Genomic DNA, 15,080 nt, shown 5'->3' with positions numbered 1-15,080 from the left:
ATGAACCGGATCCGGATCCGCGGTCTGCGCCGCGGCCAGCGCGACAAGGGCGAAATCGCCCTGGAGTACATCGGCTTCCTCCCCATCCTGCTGCTGGTGGGTCTCGCCGGCATGCAGCTGGGCTGGGCCGCGTACGTGACCCAGCAGGCCCAGACCGCCGCCCGTACGGCGGCGCGCGTGGAGGCCCGCGACCCGGGCGCGGGCGTGGCCGCCGGCCTCTCGGCGATCTCCTCGAACCTCGCGGCGGGAGCGACGATCGAGCCGACCACGACCCAGGACGCGGTCACGATGACGGTGACCCTCACGATCGAATCGGTCGTGCCCGGAGTGGCCGACCGTCAGGTCATCCGGAGGGCCGTCATGCCCAACGACGACCCCGAGGTGGACGGACCATGAGCCTGCGTTCCCGGGTCAACACCCCCGACGAGCGGCACAATCCGCGCGAGGACGGCCGCCTGGTCTCCTCGTACCGCGCCAAGCTGCTGGAGGAGATCGACCTCGCCGAGATGTCCGCGCTCGCGCCCGCGGAGCGCCGCGCGCGCCTGGAGCGCGTACTCGGCCACATCATCAGCCGCGAGGGTCCGGTCCTCTCCACCGTCGAGCGTGCCCAGCTCATCCGCCGCGTCGTGGACGAGGCCCTCGGCCTCGGCGTGCTCGAACCGCTCCTCGAAGATCCCACCATCTCCGAGATCATGGTCAACGGCCCCGACCAGATCTTCGTCGAGCGCTCCGGCCGGGTGGAGCAGCTCCCGCTCCGCTTCGCCTCGCACGAGCAGCTGATGCAGACCATCGAGCGCATCGTCTCCACGGTCAACCGCCGCGTGGACGAGGCCAATCCGATGGTCGACGCCCGCCTGCCCAGCGGCGAGCGCGTCAACGTGATCATCCCGCCGCTCTCCCTGACCGGCGCCACCCTCACGATCCGCCGCTTCCCCCGGGCCTTCACCCTGCACGAGATGATCGGCCTGGGCTCGCTCGACCAGCAGATGCTCCTGCTCCTGTCGGGCCTGGTGACGGCCAAGCTGAACGTGATCGTCTCCGGCGCCACCGGCACCGGCAAGACCACCCTCCTCAACGCCCTCTCCGGCCTGATCCCGGAGGGCGAGCGCATCATCACCATCGAGGACTCCGCCGAGCTCCAGCTTCAGCAGGCGCACGTCATCCGGCTCGAATCCCGCCCGGCCAACGTGGAGGGCAAGGGCCAGATCACCATCCGCGACCTCGTCCGCAACTCCCTGCGCATGCGCCCCGACCGCATCATCGTCGGCGAGGTCCGCGGCGGCGAGACGCTCGACATGCTCCAGGCGATGTCCACGGGCCACGACGGCTCGCTCGCCACCGTGCACGCGAACAGCGCGGTCGACGCCCTGATGCGCCTGCAGACCCTCGCCTCCATGTCGGAGGTGGAGGTCCCCTTCGAGGCGCTCCAGGACCAGATCAACAGTGCCGTGAACGTCATCGTCCAGCTGACCCGCTTCGGCGACGGCGCCCGCCGCATCACCGAGATCTCCCTCCTCGACTCGCACGGCCGCGAGCCCTTCCGCATCACGACCGTCTGCCGTTTCGCGGCGATGCCCATGGGCCCCGACGGCCGCGTCCACGGCCGCTTCGAGTACTACCCGCTGCCGCGCTGGCTCGCCGACCGCCTCTACATGAACAACCAGCCGATCCCGCAGGCCTTCGGCGTCGCACCGGCGGACGCACCCTTCACCGACCCGCTGACCGATCCGCTGGCGGGCCCCCTGCCCCTCCCCGACCCCCGCACCGGCCGCATCACCCGGAACGCCCTGTGAACCCACTGATCTCCCTCACCCTCGGCGCCACGCTCCTGACCTGCGTGCTGGCGGTCCTCGGCATCCACGCCTACGCCACCGGCCGCGCCCAGCGCGCCGCGCTCATCGAGCGGCTCTCGGCGAGCGGCCTGCCCGAACCCCTCGGCCGAAGGCGCCGCTTCCGCGGCCTGGACCGGCGCCTGCGCAGGACCAGGCTCGGCCGCGCCATCGAGAGCAAGCTCGCGGTGACCGGCCTGGACCTCAGCGTCGGCGAGTACTTCGTCTACATGCTGGCCACGGTCGCCGGGATCTGGCTGGTGGCGGGTTCCTTCCTGGCGCCGTTCTTCGGGCCGGTGGCCGGCCTGATCGCCCTGTGGGGTGCCAACGCCTTCCTCAACTGGCAGCGGGCGCGGCGCACCGAGCGCTTCATCAACCAGCTCCCCGACCTGGCCCGGATCCTCGCCAACGCCACCCAGGCTGGCCTGGCCCTGCGTACGGCCATCGGCATGGCCGCCGAGGAGCTGGAGGCACCGGCCGGCGAGGAGCTGGCCCGGGTGGCCGACCGGCTCGCCGTGGGCCACTCCATGGAGGAGGCACTGAGCGAGATCGAGCAGCGGCTGCCCTCCCGGGAACTGGTCGTCCTCGTCGCCACCCTCGTGCTGTCCGCCCGCGCGGGCGGCGCGATCGTGGGCAGTCTGCGCAACCTCACGGTGACGCTGGAACAGCGCAAGGAAACCCGCCGTGAAGTCCGTACCCAACTCTCCCAGGTGACGGCCACGGCCTACCTGGTACCGGTCATGGGCGTCGGCTCGCTGCTCCTGGTGGACGCGATGATGCCGGGCGCGCTGGACCGCATGACGGGGTCCGTCATCGGCCAGACCGCCGTACTGGTCGCCCTGGGGCTCTTCGCGCTCGGCTTCCTCTTCATCCGCCGCCTGACCAAGATCGCCGTCTGAGGAGGCCGGAATGATCGCGCTGCTCCTGGCCCTGGCCCTCGCCCTCTCGGTCTTCGGCATCTTCCATGGCGTCCGGCTCTACCGCTCCGAAACCCAGCTCCCGAGCGACCTGATGCTGGCCCTGGAGGTCGGCGCCACCCGTACGACGGCCGTCGGCTCGCTCATCGACCGCGCCGGCATCCGGTACGCGCCGCTGATACTGCGCCTGATGGGCCCCGCCCGGGTCGATCGCAAGCGCCGCCAGATCGACACGGCGGGCAACCCCTCCGGCCTCACCATCGACCGCTACGCCGCACGCCGCGCGGTCTACGCCTTCCTCGGTGGCGTCGGCGCCTTCGCCATGCTGATCAACGGGCAGCTGATCCTGGCCCTGCTGATGGTCGCCTTCGGCCTGTTCTGGATCGAGGCGGGCCTCTGGTCGGCGATCCGGATCCGCCGCGACCACATCGAGCGGACCCTGCCCGACTTCCTGGACGTCCTGGCGGTGGTCGTCAGCGCCGGGATCGGCTTCCGGCCGGCGCTGGAGCGGGTCGCGGACAAGTACGAGGGCCCCTGGTCCGACGAGATCCGGATCACCCTGCAACAGATGACCATGGGCGTCAGCCGCCGCCAGGCCTTCGACGAGCTGCGCCGGCGCAACGACTCCGAGCAGGTGGCGCAGTTCGTCACCGCCCTGCAGCAGGGCGAGGAACTGGGCTCCCCGATCGTCGACACCCTGATCGCCATCGCCGAGGACATGCGGCGCACGGACGCCCAGAACGCCCGCCGCCGGGCCGCCAAGGCCATCCCGCGGGCGACCTTCGCGGTCACCACCTTCATGCTGCCCGGCACGATGATCCTCCTCATCGGCGGGTTCATCTACGGAGCCGACGTCGACTTCGGCGCCCTGTTCGGGGGCGGCTGAGCCATGACCGTCTCGCTGGACGACGTCACGGCGTTCGCCGCCGCACGGGGCCGGCCGTCCCCGCGCCCCGCGGTGAAGCTGCCGATCTCCCTCCAGGTCAACGCCCTGCAGGCGCTGTGCCGCCAGGTCTTCGCGTTCCGCCTGGTGATGATCGCCCTCGCCACGCCGCTGGTCCTCAGCCGCACCGCACCCGGCGCACCGACGCACCTGGCGGGCGGCGCCGTCCTGCTCACCTTCCTCCTCTCCTACGTCCTGCTCCGCGACTGGGAGCGCTTCGGACCGCTGCTCCTGCGCCACCGCTGGCCGCTGGCGGTCGACTGGGCGTTCTTCGGCGGACTCCTGTTCCTGACGGCCACCCCCGGCCCCGGCTCCCCGCTCCTCCTCGCCTCGGTGTGCACTCCGCTGCTCGCCGGGATCGTCTACGGCCGGCCCGGCGCGGCGGTCTACGCGGTGGTCCAGGCGGCCGTGGTGGCGGTGGTCGCCGAGGCCCTGACACTGGCGGTGCTCTGCGTCCTGGCGGGCGCGGCCGGGGCCGCCCTGCGCGGCCTGCTCCTCCGCTTCGGAACGGCCGGCCAGGCCCTGCTGGAGACCCGTGCCCGCCTGGCGGTGGCGGAGGCGGTCCAAGCCGAACGGGACCACCTGGCCCGCGAGTTGCACGACTCCGTAGCGAAGACCCTGCACGGCCTGGCCCTGGCCGCCGACTCCCTGACCCGCACGACGGACCCGGCCGTGCTCCGCCGCCAGGCCGCCCTGGTGGCCGGTGCGGCCCGCCGCGCGGTGGTGGAGTCCCGGGACGTACTGACCGACCTGCGGCGGGACCCGGACGCGCCGGGGGTCTCCCTGGCCTCGGAACTCCGGGCCCGGATCGACACCGACGCCGCCGAGCTGCGCGTGACCGGCACCCTCCCGGTGGTGCCCTCCCCGGTGGCCCGCCACCTGCTGGCGGTGGCGGGGGAGGCGGTGGAGAACGCCCGACGGCACGCGGGGGCGGTCCGGATCACGGTGGAGGCCGCGGTGGATGCCGCCGCGGGCCTGGTGCTGGTGATCGAGGACGACGGCCGGGGCCTCCCGGGCGGCGTCGATGTCGCGGCGCTGGCCGGCGCGGGCCGCTTCGGCCTGGTCGGCATGGCGGAGCGAGCGGCGGCGATCGGTGCCCGCCTCCACATCGGAGCCCGCCCCGGCGGGCGTCCGGGGACCCAGGTCAGGCTGACGCTCCCCCTGTCTGCCCTCACGGCGGGGAGGGACGCGTGATGGCACCGCTGCGCGTCCTGATCGCCGACGACAACCCGGTCGTACGGGCCGGCCTGGCGGCCCTGCTGGCCACCGCGGACATCGAAGTGGTGGCCGAGGCGGCGGACGGCCGCGAGGCGCTGCACCTGACGCGGCGCCACACCCCTGACGTCACCCTGCTGGACGTCAGGATGCCGGGGGTGGACGGCATCTCGGCGCTGCCGCACCTGGTACAGCTGGCCCCGGTACTGATGCTGACGTACAGCCAGGAGTCGGAGATCGTCCGGGAGGCGCTGCTGCTGGGTGCGGGCGGCTACTTGGTGCACGGCGAATTCACGCCGGATCACCTCGTCGCGGCTGTGCGCGATGTCCGCGCGGGCCGGGCGCACTTCAGCCCGACGGCGGCGAGCGCGGTGCTCGCGGAACTCCGGGCCTCTTCGCATCCGCAACGAACTGTGGGACAGTCTTCGGAGCGTCTTCCCAACCATGCTGTGTTCGGGCTGAGTTCGCGTGAGGAGGAGATCATGGGTCTCATCGCTTCCGGCATGAGTAACCAACAGATCGCGGCCAGTTGCTTTATCAGCGAGAAGACGGTCAAGAACCACATCAACCGGATCTTCGCGAAGCTCCAGACCGCCACGAGGAGCGAGGCGATAGCCCGTTGGCTGGGAACCGCCCGTCCGGGGGTGGCTGGCCATGGGTAGACGGAGTGCGCAGTGGGTCCGTAATTGGGTCCCGGGACCCTTTGCAACTGCTGGTGCGTCGACGTACCGTCCGCGAATCGACATCGGCGCCAGGTCTGGAGAGGACTCCCATGCAGAACCTCAAGCTGCTCAAGGCGATCGTCGAACGGAAGAACCGGCTGCGGCGGGGTGCGGACGAGGGGCAGACGGTCTTCGAATATCTGGGGATCATCGTGATCATCGCGCTGATCATCGCGGCGATCATCGGGTCGGGTCTGGCGGCCAACATCGCGAACGCCATCCAAGCGGTCTTGGCCGACATCACCGGCTGATAGGCGTGCCAGGCTCGCGCGATCGGGGCCAGGTTCTTCCTTTCTACGCCGCGATGATGGGCTTCCTGCTCTTTGCCGCGTTGGCCTTCGTCGTCGTAGGGATGGCGGGGGCCACGCGGAGCGATGCACAGGGCGCCGCAGATGCGGCGGCGCTCGCGGCTGCCCAAGAGGTCCGGGACAACGCGCTCACGGGCTGGAATCTCCTCACCCTCACACCAGAGGAATGGGAGGAGATCATCAGGGGGCGTCGCTTCGATACCGAGGGGGCTTGCGGCGCGGCGCAGGACTTCGCTAGCACGAACGATGCCACTGCAGAATGCGATTTCGACGTTCCGGAGTTCACCGTCTCGGTGACAACGAACGGCACTGTCGGGGACTCGGTCATCCCGGGGACCGAGAGCATGCAGGCCCGCGCCACGGCAACGGCCGTGATCGAACCACGGTGCTCCCTGCAACCCGCGACCACCCCGCCACCGCCCGAGGGTGGCGGGGCCGTCGACATTCTGTGCCGGGACGGGTCGGTGATCATCGTGAATCCGTCGGATCCCGGTTCTTTGTACAAACTGGCGAGGAAACTCTTCGTTGTGCGACTGACCGACTGACATCGAACGAGAGACAAGGAAACGGCGTACATGAGCATGCGGCAGAAGGTGAAGGTCCGTGGGGGAGCGGCCGTTGCGGTTGCGGCGGTCTTGACCCTCGCGTTGGCCGGGTGCGGTGGAGGAGACGACCAGGCCAAGGAGCCGCAGAAGTCGGCCACTCCTCAGAGTCAGCAGAGCGCTTCGCAGCCCGCACCCACTGATGCAAAGGAGTCGGCGCCTGTTGAGGTCATCGCCACATCGCAAGGGCCGGCAGGCGTGATCTTGGAGATCAACTCGGTTGTGCGCAACCAAGACGGGTACCTCACCGTCAGCGGACGAATCAAGAACACGGGCTCCTCGACGTTCTCGGCGATGGCTACATGGCGTGGTGACGAGAAGACGGCCAGCCCGGCATCGATTGCTGGGGCCACTGTGGTCGATACTGCGGGTAAGAAGCGGTACTACGTGCTACGTGACACTGAGGGAAGGTGCGCGTGCACCACAGGCCTCACGCCCATCAAGGCTGGGGAAAGCGTCGCCATCTTCGCCCAGTACCCGGCGCCGCCGACAAGTACGACCGAGGTCACGTTCGGCTTGCCGAGCTTCGCCGCGGCCACCGTCAAAATTTCCGGGTGACTCCATGATTAAAAGCCACCGCACCATAGCTGCAACAGCCGTAGCCGGTCTCGTCATCACCGGTGCCCACTTCATCGGAGCGACCAGCGCGTACGCGGACGACGCCACGCCGTCCGTACCCCCCGGGACAGAGGCCTCGGCCTCGGCTCCGGTGCCCGTCAAGGCCGACTCCCCAGGACTGAAGCTCCCGCAAGGCGGCATCCTCGCAGCCCCCAAGGTGCTCGACATGGTCGAGGTAGTCGAGGACATCGGCGGCGAGGAACGGCGCCAAGAGACGAACCAGACCGTCATGATGGCTCTGCAGTCCGAGGTGATGTTCCCCGAGGACAGTGCGATCTTCAACGCTCAGGCCGCCGCCCGTATCCAGGCCATCGGGCAAGAGATCAACACCCAGAAGGCCACCACCGTCCGGATCTTCGGTTTCACCGACGACCAGGGCAGCTACGAGCACGGCAAGGAACTCTCGAAGAAGCGCGCCGACGCGGTTCAGGCCGAGCTGGCGAAGACGGTGACGAACCCAAGCGTCACCTTCGACGTACGCGGCTACAGCGAGGACTACCCGATCGCCGACAACGGGACCGAGGAAGGCCGCAAGAAGAACCGCCGCGTGGAGATCACCTTCCCGCGCAGCATCAAGCAATGAAAGACCGGTGGGCGCCGTCGACCATGCCGACCGCGCCCACCGGCAGAGGCCTGTGGATTGCCCCGAACCCGCCCTCACCGCTTCGGACCTGCACGTGGTGATGTGCCGTGTGTTGTGCACTGTTACTTGTGTGCCGTAATGAGCTGCACTGTTATGGGGGAATCGAACCCCTGCGTTGCTCTTCACGCACCAGGAGGGTGGGCCGGAATCCGCCGGCCCTCGGTTGTGCTCGCTTCCGAAGCGACTACCTGCTCCACATGACCCCGCCCTGCCGGGACCTCTCAGTCCAGCAGGTCGGCCTCCCAGTTCGTGCGCTGGATACGCACGTCGAGTTCGCGGACTTCCCGCGCCAGTACGTCGGCCTGGCCGCGCAGCTCCGCGACCGGTAGCCCCGAGAGCGTCACCAGCTCGGAACGCAGCTGCCTGCCGTGACCCCGGTTGCCCGTACCCGCAGCCGCGTCCGCCGCGGCCGTGACCACGGAGTGGCGCAGTCGCAGGACGTCCCGCCGGGCGAGGGCGTCGGTGAGCGTGCCGTCCGTACCCATGTCGATGGCGGCGTTGGTGCGGTTGATCCGCCGGATCAGGAGCTCCAAGGTGTCCAGCGCCTCGGCGGCGTCCGCCAGGAGCTGCGCTGCGTCCTCGGCGGGAGGCTCGCCCTCCTGGTACCGGGCGTTGCTGACCACGCGTGCGCGCAGCTGTTCCACACGTCGTGTGGTGTCCTTGCGTTCCGCAAGTGCCTCGGCAAGCTTCACTGGTCCCACCTCCTGTCTCTCGTCCCTCGTGTCTCCGGCGAGCCTACGAAACCGAATCCGCGGGGGCATTCCCTTTTCGATCGGACAGGCACGAAGGGGACTACTGCGCGAGCAGGTGGTCGGCCTTGCCGGCCTTGATGTCCCGGATCAGCTGTTGCAGTGCCTCGCGGGTGTCCGTGAGGTAGGCGTCCTCCTGGCCGGACAGGGCTATGTAGCTGTTGCCGTCCCCGTCCACCCCGATCCGGTAGCAGGAGTTGCCCTCGCCGCAGAAGGGGTCCTCCCAGGTCACGTCGCTCACGGTGTCCCCTCTCAGAGTTCGCTCGCGATGGCGCGGATGAAGTCCCGGGAGGCTCCCGGAGACAGTGCCAGTCGCTCCATCAGCTCGAAATGGCCTCGGTATTTCGCGAGTTGGGTCTCGGCGTGGAGGAAATCGGGCCCGTGTGAGTTGTCGATCTGCACGGTGTCGAGTTGTGCCGTCGGCCCCTCCGCGTAGAGCACCGTTTGTCCCGCTCCAGGAAAGCCGCCCGCCTCGAACGGGAGGACGAGCAACGTCACATTGTCCTGTTCGGAGCGATGGATCAAGTGGTTCAGCTGCGCCCGCAGGACATCCGCGCTGCCGAACCGCATCCGCAGGGCGGCCTCGTGCACCACGGCCACGAACGCGGGGGCGTTCTCGCCGTCCAGGACGTTCTGGCGCTCCACCCGCAGTGCCAGCCGCAACGCGACCTCGTGCTCGGGCAGGGCGGGGATGACCATGCGGAACACGGCCAGGGCGTGGTCCGAGGTCTGGAGGAGTCCCGGCATGTGGAGCGGGTACGCCACCCGCATGCGGATGCTCCGTGCTTCCAACTCGGCGATGTCCAGGAAACCTTGCGGTACCTGGCCCCGGTAGCGGTCCCACCAGCGCGGGCCGGCGGGCAGGGCCATGTCCGTCAGTCCGGCGATGTACCGCTCGTCGTCCACCTGGCAGTTGGCCGCCAGTGTGCGGAGCCGTTCGGTCGAGATGGCGCGTGTTCCCGACTCCATCGCGGAGATCGCGCCCCGGTCCACGGCCAGGAGGCTCGCCGCGAACTCGGCCGACATCCCTGCTGACGTGCGCATTCGGCGCAGTTCGTAACCCAGTCGCTTCTGGCGCTCGGTGGGAGCTGTCCTCGCGGTCATGGGGTGCAGTCTTACGTGTCACCGGCCCCCCGTTCCACGAGCGGCTGACTTCTGCCGGGTGGCGGGCCAAAAAAGGCCCGCCCGCGCTACATTCGGTAATGCATAGCTCACGCAAGGCAGTTGGAAGTGCATCGCCGCAGCATGCCTCGGCCTCGGCCTCGGCGACGAGCCACTGCCCCCACCAAACGCGAGAGCAACCCGCTCACGGCAGGGAGTCCGTCATGCTCAGCCCCTTCATGCCCCCCAGCCCCGGCTGCTTCGACGCCTGTCCGCCGTCGGACGAGCCGCCGTCGCCCGACGAGCTGTCGTGCAGCCTGACCGTGCCCGGGGAGCCGTACAGCGCCCAGATCGCGCGCGGCACCGTACGGTCCGTCCTGCACGCCCACCACCTCGACCGGGTCGTGCCCGCCGCCGTACAGGTGGTGGGGGAACTCATTGCCGCGGCCTGGTACTTGGACCCAGGCCGGAGCCTGTACCTCGCCCTGCGCCACCGCGAAGGAGCCCTCCGCCTCACGGTCTACGACGGGCACGCCCCGCACACCCACCCCCGCCTCGCCGCCCACTGCGAGGCCCGCCGCAGGGCCGCCCTACGGGTCATGGCGGCCGTGGTCCGGGACTGCGGCGGAGCCTGGGGGTTCGGGGAGTCCAGGGAGCCCGGCGGCGGGACCCGGACCTGGGCCAGCCTCCCGGTCGCCGGCGCCGCGGGGTACCTCGCCTCCTGATGGTGGCGCTGCCCCTCGGTTGCCTGTCCCGGGCCCGCCCTCTTGACGGGCTCCAGACACTGGAATCCGGTGGGTCCGGAGAGCCGGAACACCTCACCCTTCGCTGCGCCCGGCCTGGAGGTCTCTTTGGAACCGACGGAACCGACGGAACCGACTTGGCGTTTGATGCGCGGCCCACACCTTGCAGGCGACCTGTATTGGCGCGGGACCGATATGCCGTGGCGCTTCTGCCGGTTCACGCCCGGCCCCGATTGGCCGGCAGTCCGAGAGCTGTTTGAGGCGTTCGCTCAGTGGGAGGATCAGGGTCACCCGGACGCCGACGTTCGATTCGGCGAGCTCGCGGCCCCGATTGCACAACTCGGCCTGGAACTCGAAGCTCCGGACGGGACGCGCATGCCGGTCTTCAAACGTGCCCTCATATGGATCCGCGACGGCGAGGCCCGCGTCCGTTGCTGACGACGGTACGGCTGAGTCCGCCCAGCCTCCCGATGCATCGGATCTTGGCGTGGCCGCTGCGGCGGCGGCGTACCGGCCGGCGGCCGCGCCCATGAGCAGGCGGCGGGGCCGTTCACAGTGACACGCACCGGGGACGGACGGCCCCCGCCCGTTCTTTCAGGAAGCCCGGATCGCCCGGTCGATCTCCGCGCCGGTACGGGCCACGACGACGGGCCACACGTCCCTGAGGGAGGCGGGTAGGAGCTCGCGGTCCTCGTCCCGCTGGATCACGGTCAGCCCACCCGGGACGACGAGCACGGCATCCAGCCGTTGCAGCAGGACGGCCAGGAGGTCCATGATCCCGTCCCCTCCGAAACGGTTGAAGGTGATGCCGGTCGGGTTGTCGAAGAACACACCCGCCTCCTCTCCCTCCGTCGTACTCACCAGCAGGAAATCCGTCTCGGGATCCCGCCCCACCGCATACGGGTCGAGGACCTCGTGCGCGGCCCACATGTCCAGTGCCGCCGGCTCACCGTTCTCGAACCGGCACACGAAGATGTCACAACTCATGGAGTCCTTTCTCACCTCAGGTCGAGGCGTGGTGAAGGGCGGCGGAGGTCTTCACGATGTCGGCGATCCGGTTGGTGCTGCAGCGGACCTTCCGCAGGAGGCGCCAGCCCTTCAGGGTCGCTATGGCCTGTTCGCCGAGACAGCGGATCTTGGCGTGGGTGCTGTGGTGTCGCCGCCCCCTGCGTGGCCCGCCGTGGGGGCGCCCTACGGGTGATGGCCGCTGCGGTGTGTCGGGGAGCGTGGCGTGGAACTCCGTGAGCGCTCCCGGTCCGGCACAGCTCCACGCCAAGACAGTCTGTCGCAAGAGCGCATGGAGTGCTGGAATCACGAGACAGCAGGGCCCTGGAGGTCCAAAACACCCCTGAACATCCCGTTTTCAGGCCGACTTGAGAGAGTCGGACCGAGAAACTTCGCCCCGAGCTGTAAGAGATCCGAGCGGCCGGACATAGACACGTCGGAGGGGATGTGAGCACGACGACTGACGAACAGCACTTCACCGCGATCTACCAGCTCCACTACGCCAACATAGAGAGCTACATCCGGCGTCGTTGCGAACCGGCCCAGGTCTCCGACCTGGTGGCCGAGGTATTCATGGCGGCTTGGCGGAGATTGGGCGATATCCCCCCGACATCGACCTTGCCCTGGCTGTACGGCGTCGCCAGGAACATCCTGGCGAACTCCTACCGTACGCAGGAGCGCCAAACGCGCCTCCTGGCAGAGCTTGCCGGGCAGCGCGAGGAGAACATCTCGGACCATGCCGAAACTGTGCAGAACCGCCTGTTGATGGCGGCGGCCTTCGACCGCCTATCCCTGGACGATCGAGAAGTCTTGCGGCTTTCCCTCTGGGAAGACCTCTCCGCCCGGGACGCCGCCAAAATCATGGGATGCAGTGCGGCCGCCTATCACGTCAGGTTGCACCGGGCACGCAGGCGGCTCCAAAAAGGAACGGCGGCAGAGCAGCGGTCAGGTGTTTCGTCAGGCGCTACAGGATACGTTCCGGCGCGGACTGAGGGGATCAGGATCAGTGAGTAATTTCGATGAGCTCTTCCGCTCCATGGATCCGTCAAAAACCGGCGGCTGGCAGGCAACGGAGGCGGAGAGGGAGTTCACCCTGGTCACGACCCTGATGTCACCTCACACCAACTCGCCCAGCGAGGCAACGGTGACGGTGACTGCCCCTCGTCGGCGTTGGGGTCTGGGTCTTTCTGCGGTAGCGGCCATGACGGTCTGCGCATTCGCGGCGGTCAATGTTTTCGGGCCCAACGCGCCGCAACCCACCCTTGCCGTAACGCCCGCAGCATTGCACTACAGCACCTCAGGGAAGTCCGCCAAAACTGTCCTTGAGGAACTCGCGCGGGCCGCGGAGGCCGGGAGTCGTGAATCGGTAGACGGACAGGCCTTGTATTTCAAGCATGAAATGTGGGCCCTGTCCACGCGGATCGACGGAGTTCAAGTTACTTCCGCAATCATTCCCGAAGTGCGTGAGACTTGGCAGAAGCCCGACGGATCGGCGAAATGGAAAGCGAAAACGAAGGCGCCGGTCTTTGAGAATGATGCGCAGCGAAGGATCTGGGAGGGTTCAGGATCGGTGGGAAAGACGTCCGAGACCTGGTCCGGCAAGTCAGACCCCGCCGACATGTCTAACCTCAGGAACAAGCCGGCACCAACCGATCCGGCAGGCATGACCCGGTGGCTTTCCGTGAATTACGAGTCCTTCGGACCCGGCCAGCTCTTCGACTCCATCTCGGAGCGGAACCTCAGTCACCTGTTCTCCCCACAGCAACGTGCCGCCCTGCTGCGCGTCTTGGCTGACACGGAAGGTATTGCCTACCGCGGGGAGGCGACGGACCGAGCGGGCCGTCCGGGCGTTTCCTTCTCCGTGGATTCGGACTACGGCGGGCTTCCCGGGAAGCACACGCTCATCTTCGACGCTCACAACGGAAAGTTGCTGGCCTACGAGGAAGAGCTGACAAAAACAGCAGGCCGTCTGAACGTCAGCATTCCTTCAGTGATCCTCTACGTGAATTACCTGGAAGCCCGACCGCAATAAGTGTGCGGGGGGAGCGGGTCGATTCTCCCCCTGCACACTCATGCACTAGGTCGCCGTGAAGCAGTCGGCCATGTTGTCGAGAGTGACAGAAGAACTGCGGCTGTGAGGGAGTTCGGTCCACTGAAGGCTACTGCAGGACGTGTCATCGCCTGCTCGAGTCCGCCCATTCACGCGAATGGTAAACCCGCCTTTGTTGGACCAGGATGACGCCATATCGTTGAACTTGTAGGCCGAAAAATAGACGGTCTTGGTGTGCGGGCCGTTCCACTGTAGACGTCGACCACCGTAATCCTTGTACTGGTAGAAGCAGTACCAGTCGTTACCGAATACTTCCGTGGGGCAACTGCTGTCGTCCTCGGCCGCCGCTGAAGCGTTCTCTTGCGTGCCCGCCGGAAGGCCGGCCGCCTTGGCCTGAAGTCTCTGCGCCGCCGGGCTGCTCGCGGGAGCCTTGAGTTCCCCGGGTAGCGGGAACGACAGGATCGCCTCTCCCTCATTCCAAGCGATCTCGTTCCGGCTGATCTGCACACCGCCTGTGGCGCTCGCCAGGACCTTGTCCATTTCGCGCTGCAACCCATCAACGGTGCTGGCCGAGCCCACCTGTGCAGAGGTCAAAGTCAGGCATATGGCTCCTGCAACCCCAAGCGTGCGGACCGTATTCTTCCGCATCACACCCCCCTGAAATGAGACACGATTCGAGTCTGTTGGCGCCATGAATCGTTTCAGGTTGGAGGATTTCCAGTGCTCTCGTGGTGGAATCGTCGCAGCCTCTCCTTAATCGGAACACTTGATTCAATGCGGGACCCCGGCGGCGGGGCACGGCCTGGGCGATCCTCCCGGTCGCCGGCACCGACGGGTTAGATGCGCGGACCACACCTTGTGGGTGATGACCTGTATTGGCGCGAGACCGATATGCCTTGGCGCTTCTGCCGGTTCACGCCCGGCCCCGATTGCACAACTCGGCCTGGAACTCGAGGCTCCGGACGGGACGCGCATGCCGGTCTTCAAACGTTCCCTCGTATGGATCCGCGACGGCGAGGCCCGTGTCCGCTGCTGACGACGGGCTCACTCCCCACACCCACCCCCGCCACGCCGCCGCACGGCCCTACGGGTGATGGCGGCCGTGGTCCGTGACCGAGGCGGAGGAGCCTGTTCTGGACCGCGCTGCGGACCGCGCTGCTTCCAGGTTCGCTCGCACCATCTCAGTCGACGGGTGGCCGGAGCTGAGTACGCGCTCACAGTCGGCGAGGGTGTGCTCGAACAGGGGGATGGAGCGCTCCAGATCCCCCCTAGACCTGTACGCGCCTGCGAGGTTGTTCCGGGAGGTCAGGGTGTTGGGGTGGTCAGCGCCCAGGACGCGTTCGCTGTCGGCGAGGGTGCGTTCAAACAGGGGGATGGCCCGTTCCAGATACCCCGCCGGCGCGTACGCGTGCGCGAGGTTGTTCCGGGAGGCCAGGGTGTCGGGGTGGTCAGCGCCTAGGACGCGCTTGCGGTCGGCGAGGGTGCGTTCGTACAGCGGGATGGCCCGCCCAAGGTCCCCCGCAGACCTGTACGCGCCTGCGAGGTTGTTCCGGGAGGCCAGGGTGTCGGGGTGGTCAGCGCCTAGGACGCGCTTGCGGTCGGCGAGGGTGCGTTCGTACAGCGGGATGGCCCGCC

The 15,080-nt window shown here is 68.2% G+C and carries 19 protein-coding genes and 1 pseudogene; 13 read left to right on the top strand and 7 right to left on the bottom strand.

Annotation, left to right across the window (positions count from 1 at the left end; translation table 11 throughout):
- The 10 genes from ACFYYB_RS15780 to ACFYYB_RS15735 all read left to right on the top strand — a co-directional run bounded on the left by ACFYYB_RS15780 (position 1) and on the right by ACFYYB_RS15735 (position 7,737).
- Positions 1 to 396 carry a TadE/TadG family type IV pilus assembly protein gene (locus tag ACFYYB_RS15780; RefSeq protein ID WP_389435788.1) on the top strand — a complete coding sequence of 132 codons (396 nt, stop codon included), beginning with the start codon at positions 1 to 3 and terminating at the stop codon, positions 394 to 396.
- Complete coding sequence (locus tag ACFYYB_RS15775) at positions 393 to 1,793, top strand: CpaF family protein (protein WP_389435787.1); 1,401 nt, start codon at positions 393 to 395, stop codon at positions 1,791 to 1,793. The genes ACFYYB_RS15780 and ACFYYB_RS15775 overlap by 4 nt, the downstream gene beginning before the upstream one ends.
- A complete protein-coding gene (locus tag ACFYYB_RS15770) occupies positions 1,790 to 2,728 on the top strand; it encodes a type II secretion system F family protein (RefSeq protein WP_389435786.1) in 939 nt (312 codons plus the stop codon). The genes ACFYYB_RS15775 and ACFYYB_RS15770 overlap by 4 nt, the downstream gene beginning before the upstream one ends.
- A gap of 13 nt (positions 2,729 to 2,741) precedes the next feature.
- Positions 2,742 to 3,632: a DUF5936 domain-containing protein gene (locus tag ACFYYB_RS15765; protein WP_389436214.1), complete on the top strand. Its 891-nt coding sequence runs from the start codon at positions 2,742 to 2,744 to the stop codon at positions 3,630 to 3,632.
- Between the two features lie 3 nt (positions 3,633 to 3,635).
- Positions 3,636 to 4,883 (top strand): sensor histidine kinase, encoded by a 1,248-nt coding sequence (locus ACFYYB_RS15760; RefSeq protein ID WP_389435785.1) that lies wholly within the window; start codon positions 3,636 to 3,638, stop codon positions 4,881 to 4,883.
- Positions 4,883 to 5,566 (top strand): response regulator, encoded by a 684-nt coding sequence (locus ACFYYB_RS15755; protein ID WP_389436213.1) that lies wholly within the window; start codon positions 4,883 to 4,885, stop codon positions 5,564 to 5,566. The genes ACFYYB_RS15760 and ACFYYB_RS15755 overlap by 1 nt, the downstream gene beginning before the upstream one ends.
- Positions 5,567 to 5,676: 110 nt before the next feature.
- Positions 5,677 to 5,877 carry a hypothetical protein gene (locus ACFYYB_RS15750; protein WP_389435784.1) on the top strand — a complete coding sequence of 67 codons (201 nt, stop codon included), beginning with the start codon at positions 5,677 to 5,679 and terminating at the stop codon, positions 5,875 to 5,877.
- Between the two features lie 5 nt (positions 5,878 to 5,882).
- Positions 5,883 to 6,479 (top strand): pilus assembly protein TadG-related protein, encoded by a 597-nt coding sequence (locus ACFYYB_RS15745; RefSeq protein WP_389435783.1) that lies wholly within the window; start codon positions 5,883 to 5,885, stop codon positions 6,477 to 6,479.
- 30 nt (positions 6,480 to 6,509) lie between these two features.
- Positions 6,510 to 7,094 carry a hypothetical protein gene (locus ACFYYB_RS15740; RefSeq protein ID WP_389435782.1) on the top strand — a complete coding sequence of 195 codons (585 nt, stop codon included), beginning with the start codon at positions 6,510 to 6,512 and terminating at the stop codon, positions 7,092 to 7,094.
- Between the two features lie 4 nt (positions 7,095 to 7,098).
- On the top strand, positions 7,099 to 7,737 hold the full coding sequence (locus ACFYYB_RS15735) for an OmpA family protein (protein WP_389435781.1): 639 nt from the start codon (positions 7,099 to 7,101) through the stop codon (positions 7,735 to 7,737).
- 281 nt (positions 7,738 to 8,018) lie between these two features.
- On the opposite strand, the gene ACFYYB_RS15730 is transcribed toward ACFYYB_RS15735, so the two are convergent.
- The 3 genes from ACFYYB_RS15730 to ACFYYB_RS15720 form a co-directional block, all read right to left on the bottom strand.
- On the bottom strand, positions 8,019 to 8,489 hold the full coding sequence (locus tag ACFYYB_RS15730) for a DIP1984 family protein (RefSeq protein WP_389435780.1): 471 nt from the start codon (positions 8,487 to 8,489) through the stop codon (positions 8,019 to 8,021).
- Between the two features lie 100 nt (positions 8,490 to 8,589).
- The gene (locus ACFYYB_RS15725) at positions 8,590 to 8,787 is read right to left on the bottom strand and encodes a hypothetical protein (protein WP_389435779.1); all 198 of its coding nucleotides are present in this window, start codon (positions 8,785 to 8,787) and stop codon (positions 8,590 to 8,592) included.
- 11 nt (positions 8,788 to 8,798) lie between these two features.
- Positions 8,799 to 9,650 carry a helix-turn-helix domain-containing protein gene (locus ACFYYB_RS15720; protein WP_389435778.1) on the bottom strand — a complete coding sequence of 284 codons (852 nt, stop codon included), beginning with the start codon at positions 9,648 to 9,650 and terminating at the stop codon, positions 8,799 to 8,801.
- 221 nt (positions 9,651 to 9,871) lie between these two features.
- Between ACFYYB_RS15720 and ACFYYB_RS15715 the strand changes: the two genes are divergently transcribed.
- Positions 9,872 to 10,372, top strand: coding sequence for an ATP-binding protein (locus ACFYYB_RS15715; RefSeq protein WP_389435777.1), 501 nt, complete (start codon positions 9,872 to 9,874; stop codon positions 10,370 to 10,372).
- A gap of 612 nt (positions 10,373 to 10,984) precedes the next feature.
- Here ACFYYB_RS15715 and ACFYYB_RS15710 read toward each other — a convergent pair.
- Together ACFYYB_RS15710 and ACFYYB_RS15705 are read right to left on the bottom strand one after the other, a co-directional pair.
- The gene (locus ACFYYB_RS15710) at positions 10,985 to 11,377 is read right to left on the bottom strand and encodes a hypothetical protein (protein ID WP_389435776.1); all 393 of its coding nucleotides are present in this window, start codon (positions 11,375 to 11,377) and stop codon (positions 10,985 to 10,987) included.
- A 16-nt stretch (positions 11,378 to 11,393) separates the two neighbouring features.
- Positions 11,394 to 11,537 (bottom strand): annotated as a pseudogene (locus ACFYYB_RS15705) (IS5/IS1182 family transposase); the annotation flags it as partial.
- 305 nt (positions 11,538 to 11,842) lie between these two features.
- Here ACFYYB_RS15705 and ACFYYB_RS15700 point away from each other — a divergent pair.
- Both ACFYYB_RS15700 and ACFYYB_RS15695 read left to right on the top strand, forming a co-directional pair.
- On the top strand, positions 11,843 to 12,409 hold the full coding sequence (locus ACFYYB_RS15700) for an RNA polymerase sigma factor (protein WP_389435775.1): 567 nt from the start codon (positions 11,843 to 11,845) through the stop codon (positions 12,407 to 12,409).
- Positions 12,402 to 13,427, top strand: coding sequence for a CU044_5270 family protein (locus tag ACFYYB_RS15695; protein WP_389435774.1), 1,026 nt, complete (start codon positions 12,402 to 12,404; stop codon positions 13,425 to 13,427). The genes ACFYYB_RS15700 and ACFYYB_RS15695 overlap by 8 nt, the downstream gene beginning before the upstream one ends.
- A 45-nt stretch (positions 13,428 to 13,472) precedes the next feature.
- Here ACFYYB_RS15695 and ACFYYB_RS15690 read toward each other — a convergent pair whose 3' ends face one another.
- Together ACFYYB_RS15690 and ACFYYB_RS15685 are read right to left on the bottom strand one after the other, a co-directional pair.
- Positions 13,473 to 14,039 (bottom strand): peptidase inhibitor family I36 protein, encoded by a 567-nt coding sequence (locus tag ACFYYB_RS15690; RefSeq protein WP_389435773.1) that lies wholly within the window; start codon positions 14,037 to 14,039, stop codon positions 13,473 to 13,475.
- Between the two features lie 490 nt (positions 14,040 to 14,529).
- Positions 14,530 to 15,080: tetratricopeptide repeat protein (locus ACFYYB_RS15685; RefSeq protein ID WP_389435772.1), on the bottom strand; the 551-nt coding region annotated here is incomplete at its 5' end.

Source organism: Streptomyces sp. NPDC002886 (assembly GCF_042888445.1).
Lineage (GTDB): Bacteria > Actinomycetota > Actinomycetes > Streptomycetales > Streptomycetaceae > Streptomyces.
The sequence above is the reverse complement of the archived record's forward strand: the minus strand, read 5'-3'. Positions and strand labels throughout refer to the sequence as shown.

Excerpts from the sequence above, each read along its gene's own strand:
- ACFYYB_RS15775 (WP_389435787.1), top strand. The coding sequence starts at position 393 with ATGAGCCTGCGTTCCCGGGTCAACACCCCCGACGAGCGGCACAATCCG.
- ACFYYB_RS15760 (WP_389435785.1), top strand. The coding sequence starts at position 3,636 with ATGACCGTCTCGCTGGACGACGTCACGGCGTTCGCCGCCGCACGGGGC.
- ACFYYB_RS15780 (WP_389435788.1), top strand. The coding sequence starts at position 1 with ATGAACCGGATCCGGATCCGCGGTCTGCGCCGCGGCCAGCGCGACAAG.
- ACFYYB_RS15750 (WP_389435784.1), top strand. The coding sequence starts at position 5,677 with ATGCAGAACCTCAAGCTGCTCAAGGCGATCGTCGAACGGAAGAACCGG.
- ACFYYB_RS15720 (WP_389435778.1), bottom strand. The coding sequence starts at position 9,650 with ATGACCGCGAGGACAGCTCCCACCGAGCGCCAGAAGCGACTGGGTTAC.
- ACFYYB_RS15715 (WP_389435777.1), top strand. The coding sequence starts at position 9,872 with ATGCTCAGCCCCTTCATGCCCCCCAGCCCCGGCTGCTTCGACGCCTGT.
- ACFYYB_RS15740 (WP_389435782.1), top strand. The coding sequence starts at position 6,510 with ATGAGCATGCGGCAGAAGGTGAAGGTCCGTGGGGGAGCGGCCGTTGCG.
- ACFYYB_RS15735 (WP_389435781.1), top strand. The coding sequence starts at position 7,099 with ATGATTAAAAGCCACCGCACCATAGCTGCAACAGCCGTAGCCGGTCTC.
- ACFYYB_RS15710 (WP_389435776.1), bottom strand. The coding sequence starts at position 11,377 with ATGAGTTGTGACATCTTCGTGTGCCGGTTCGAGAACGGTGAGCCGGCG.
- ACFYYB_RS15755 (WP_389436213.1), top strand. The coding sequence starts at position 4,883 with ATGGCACCGCTGCGCGTCCTGATCGCCGACGACAACCCGGTCGTACGG.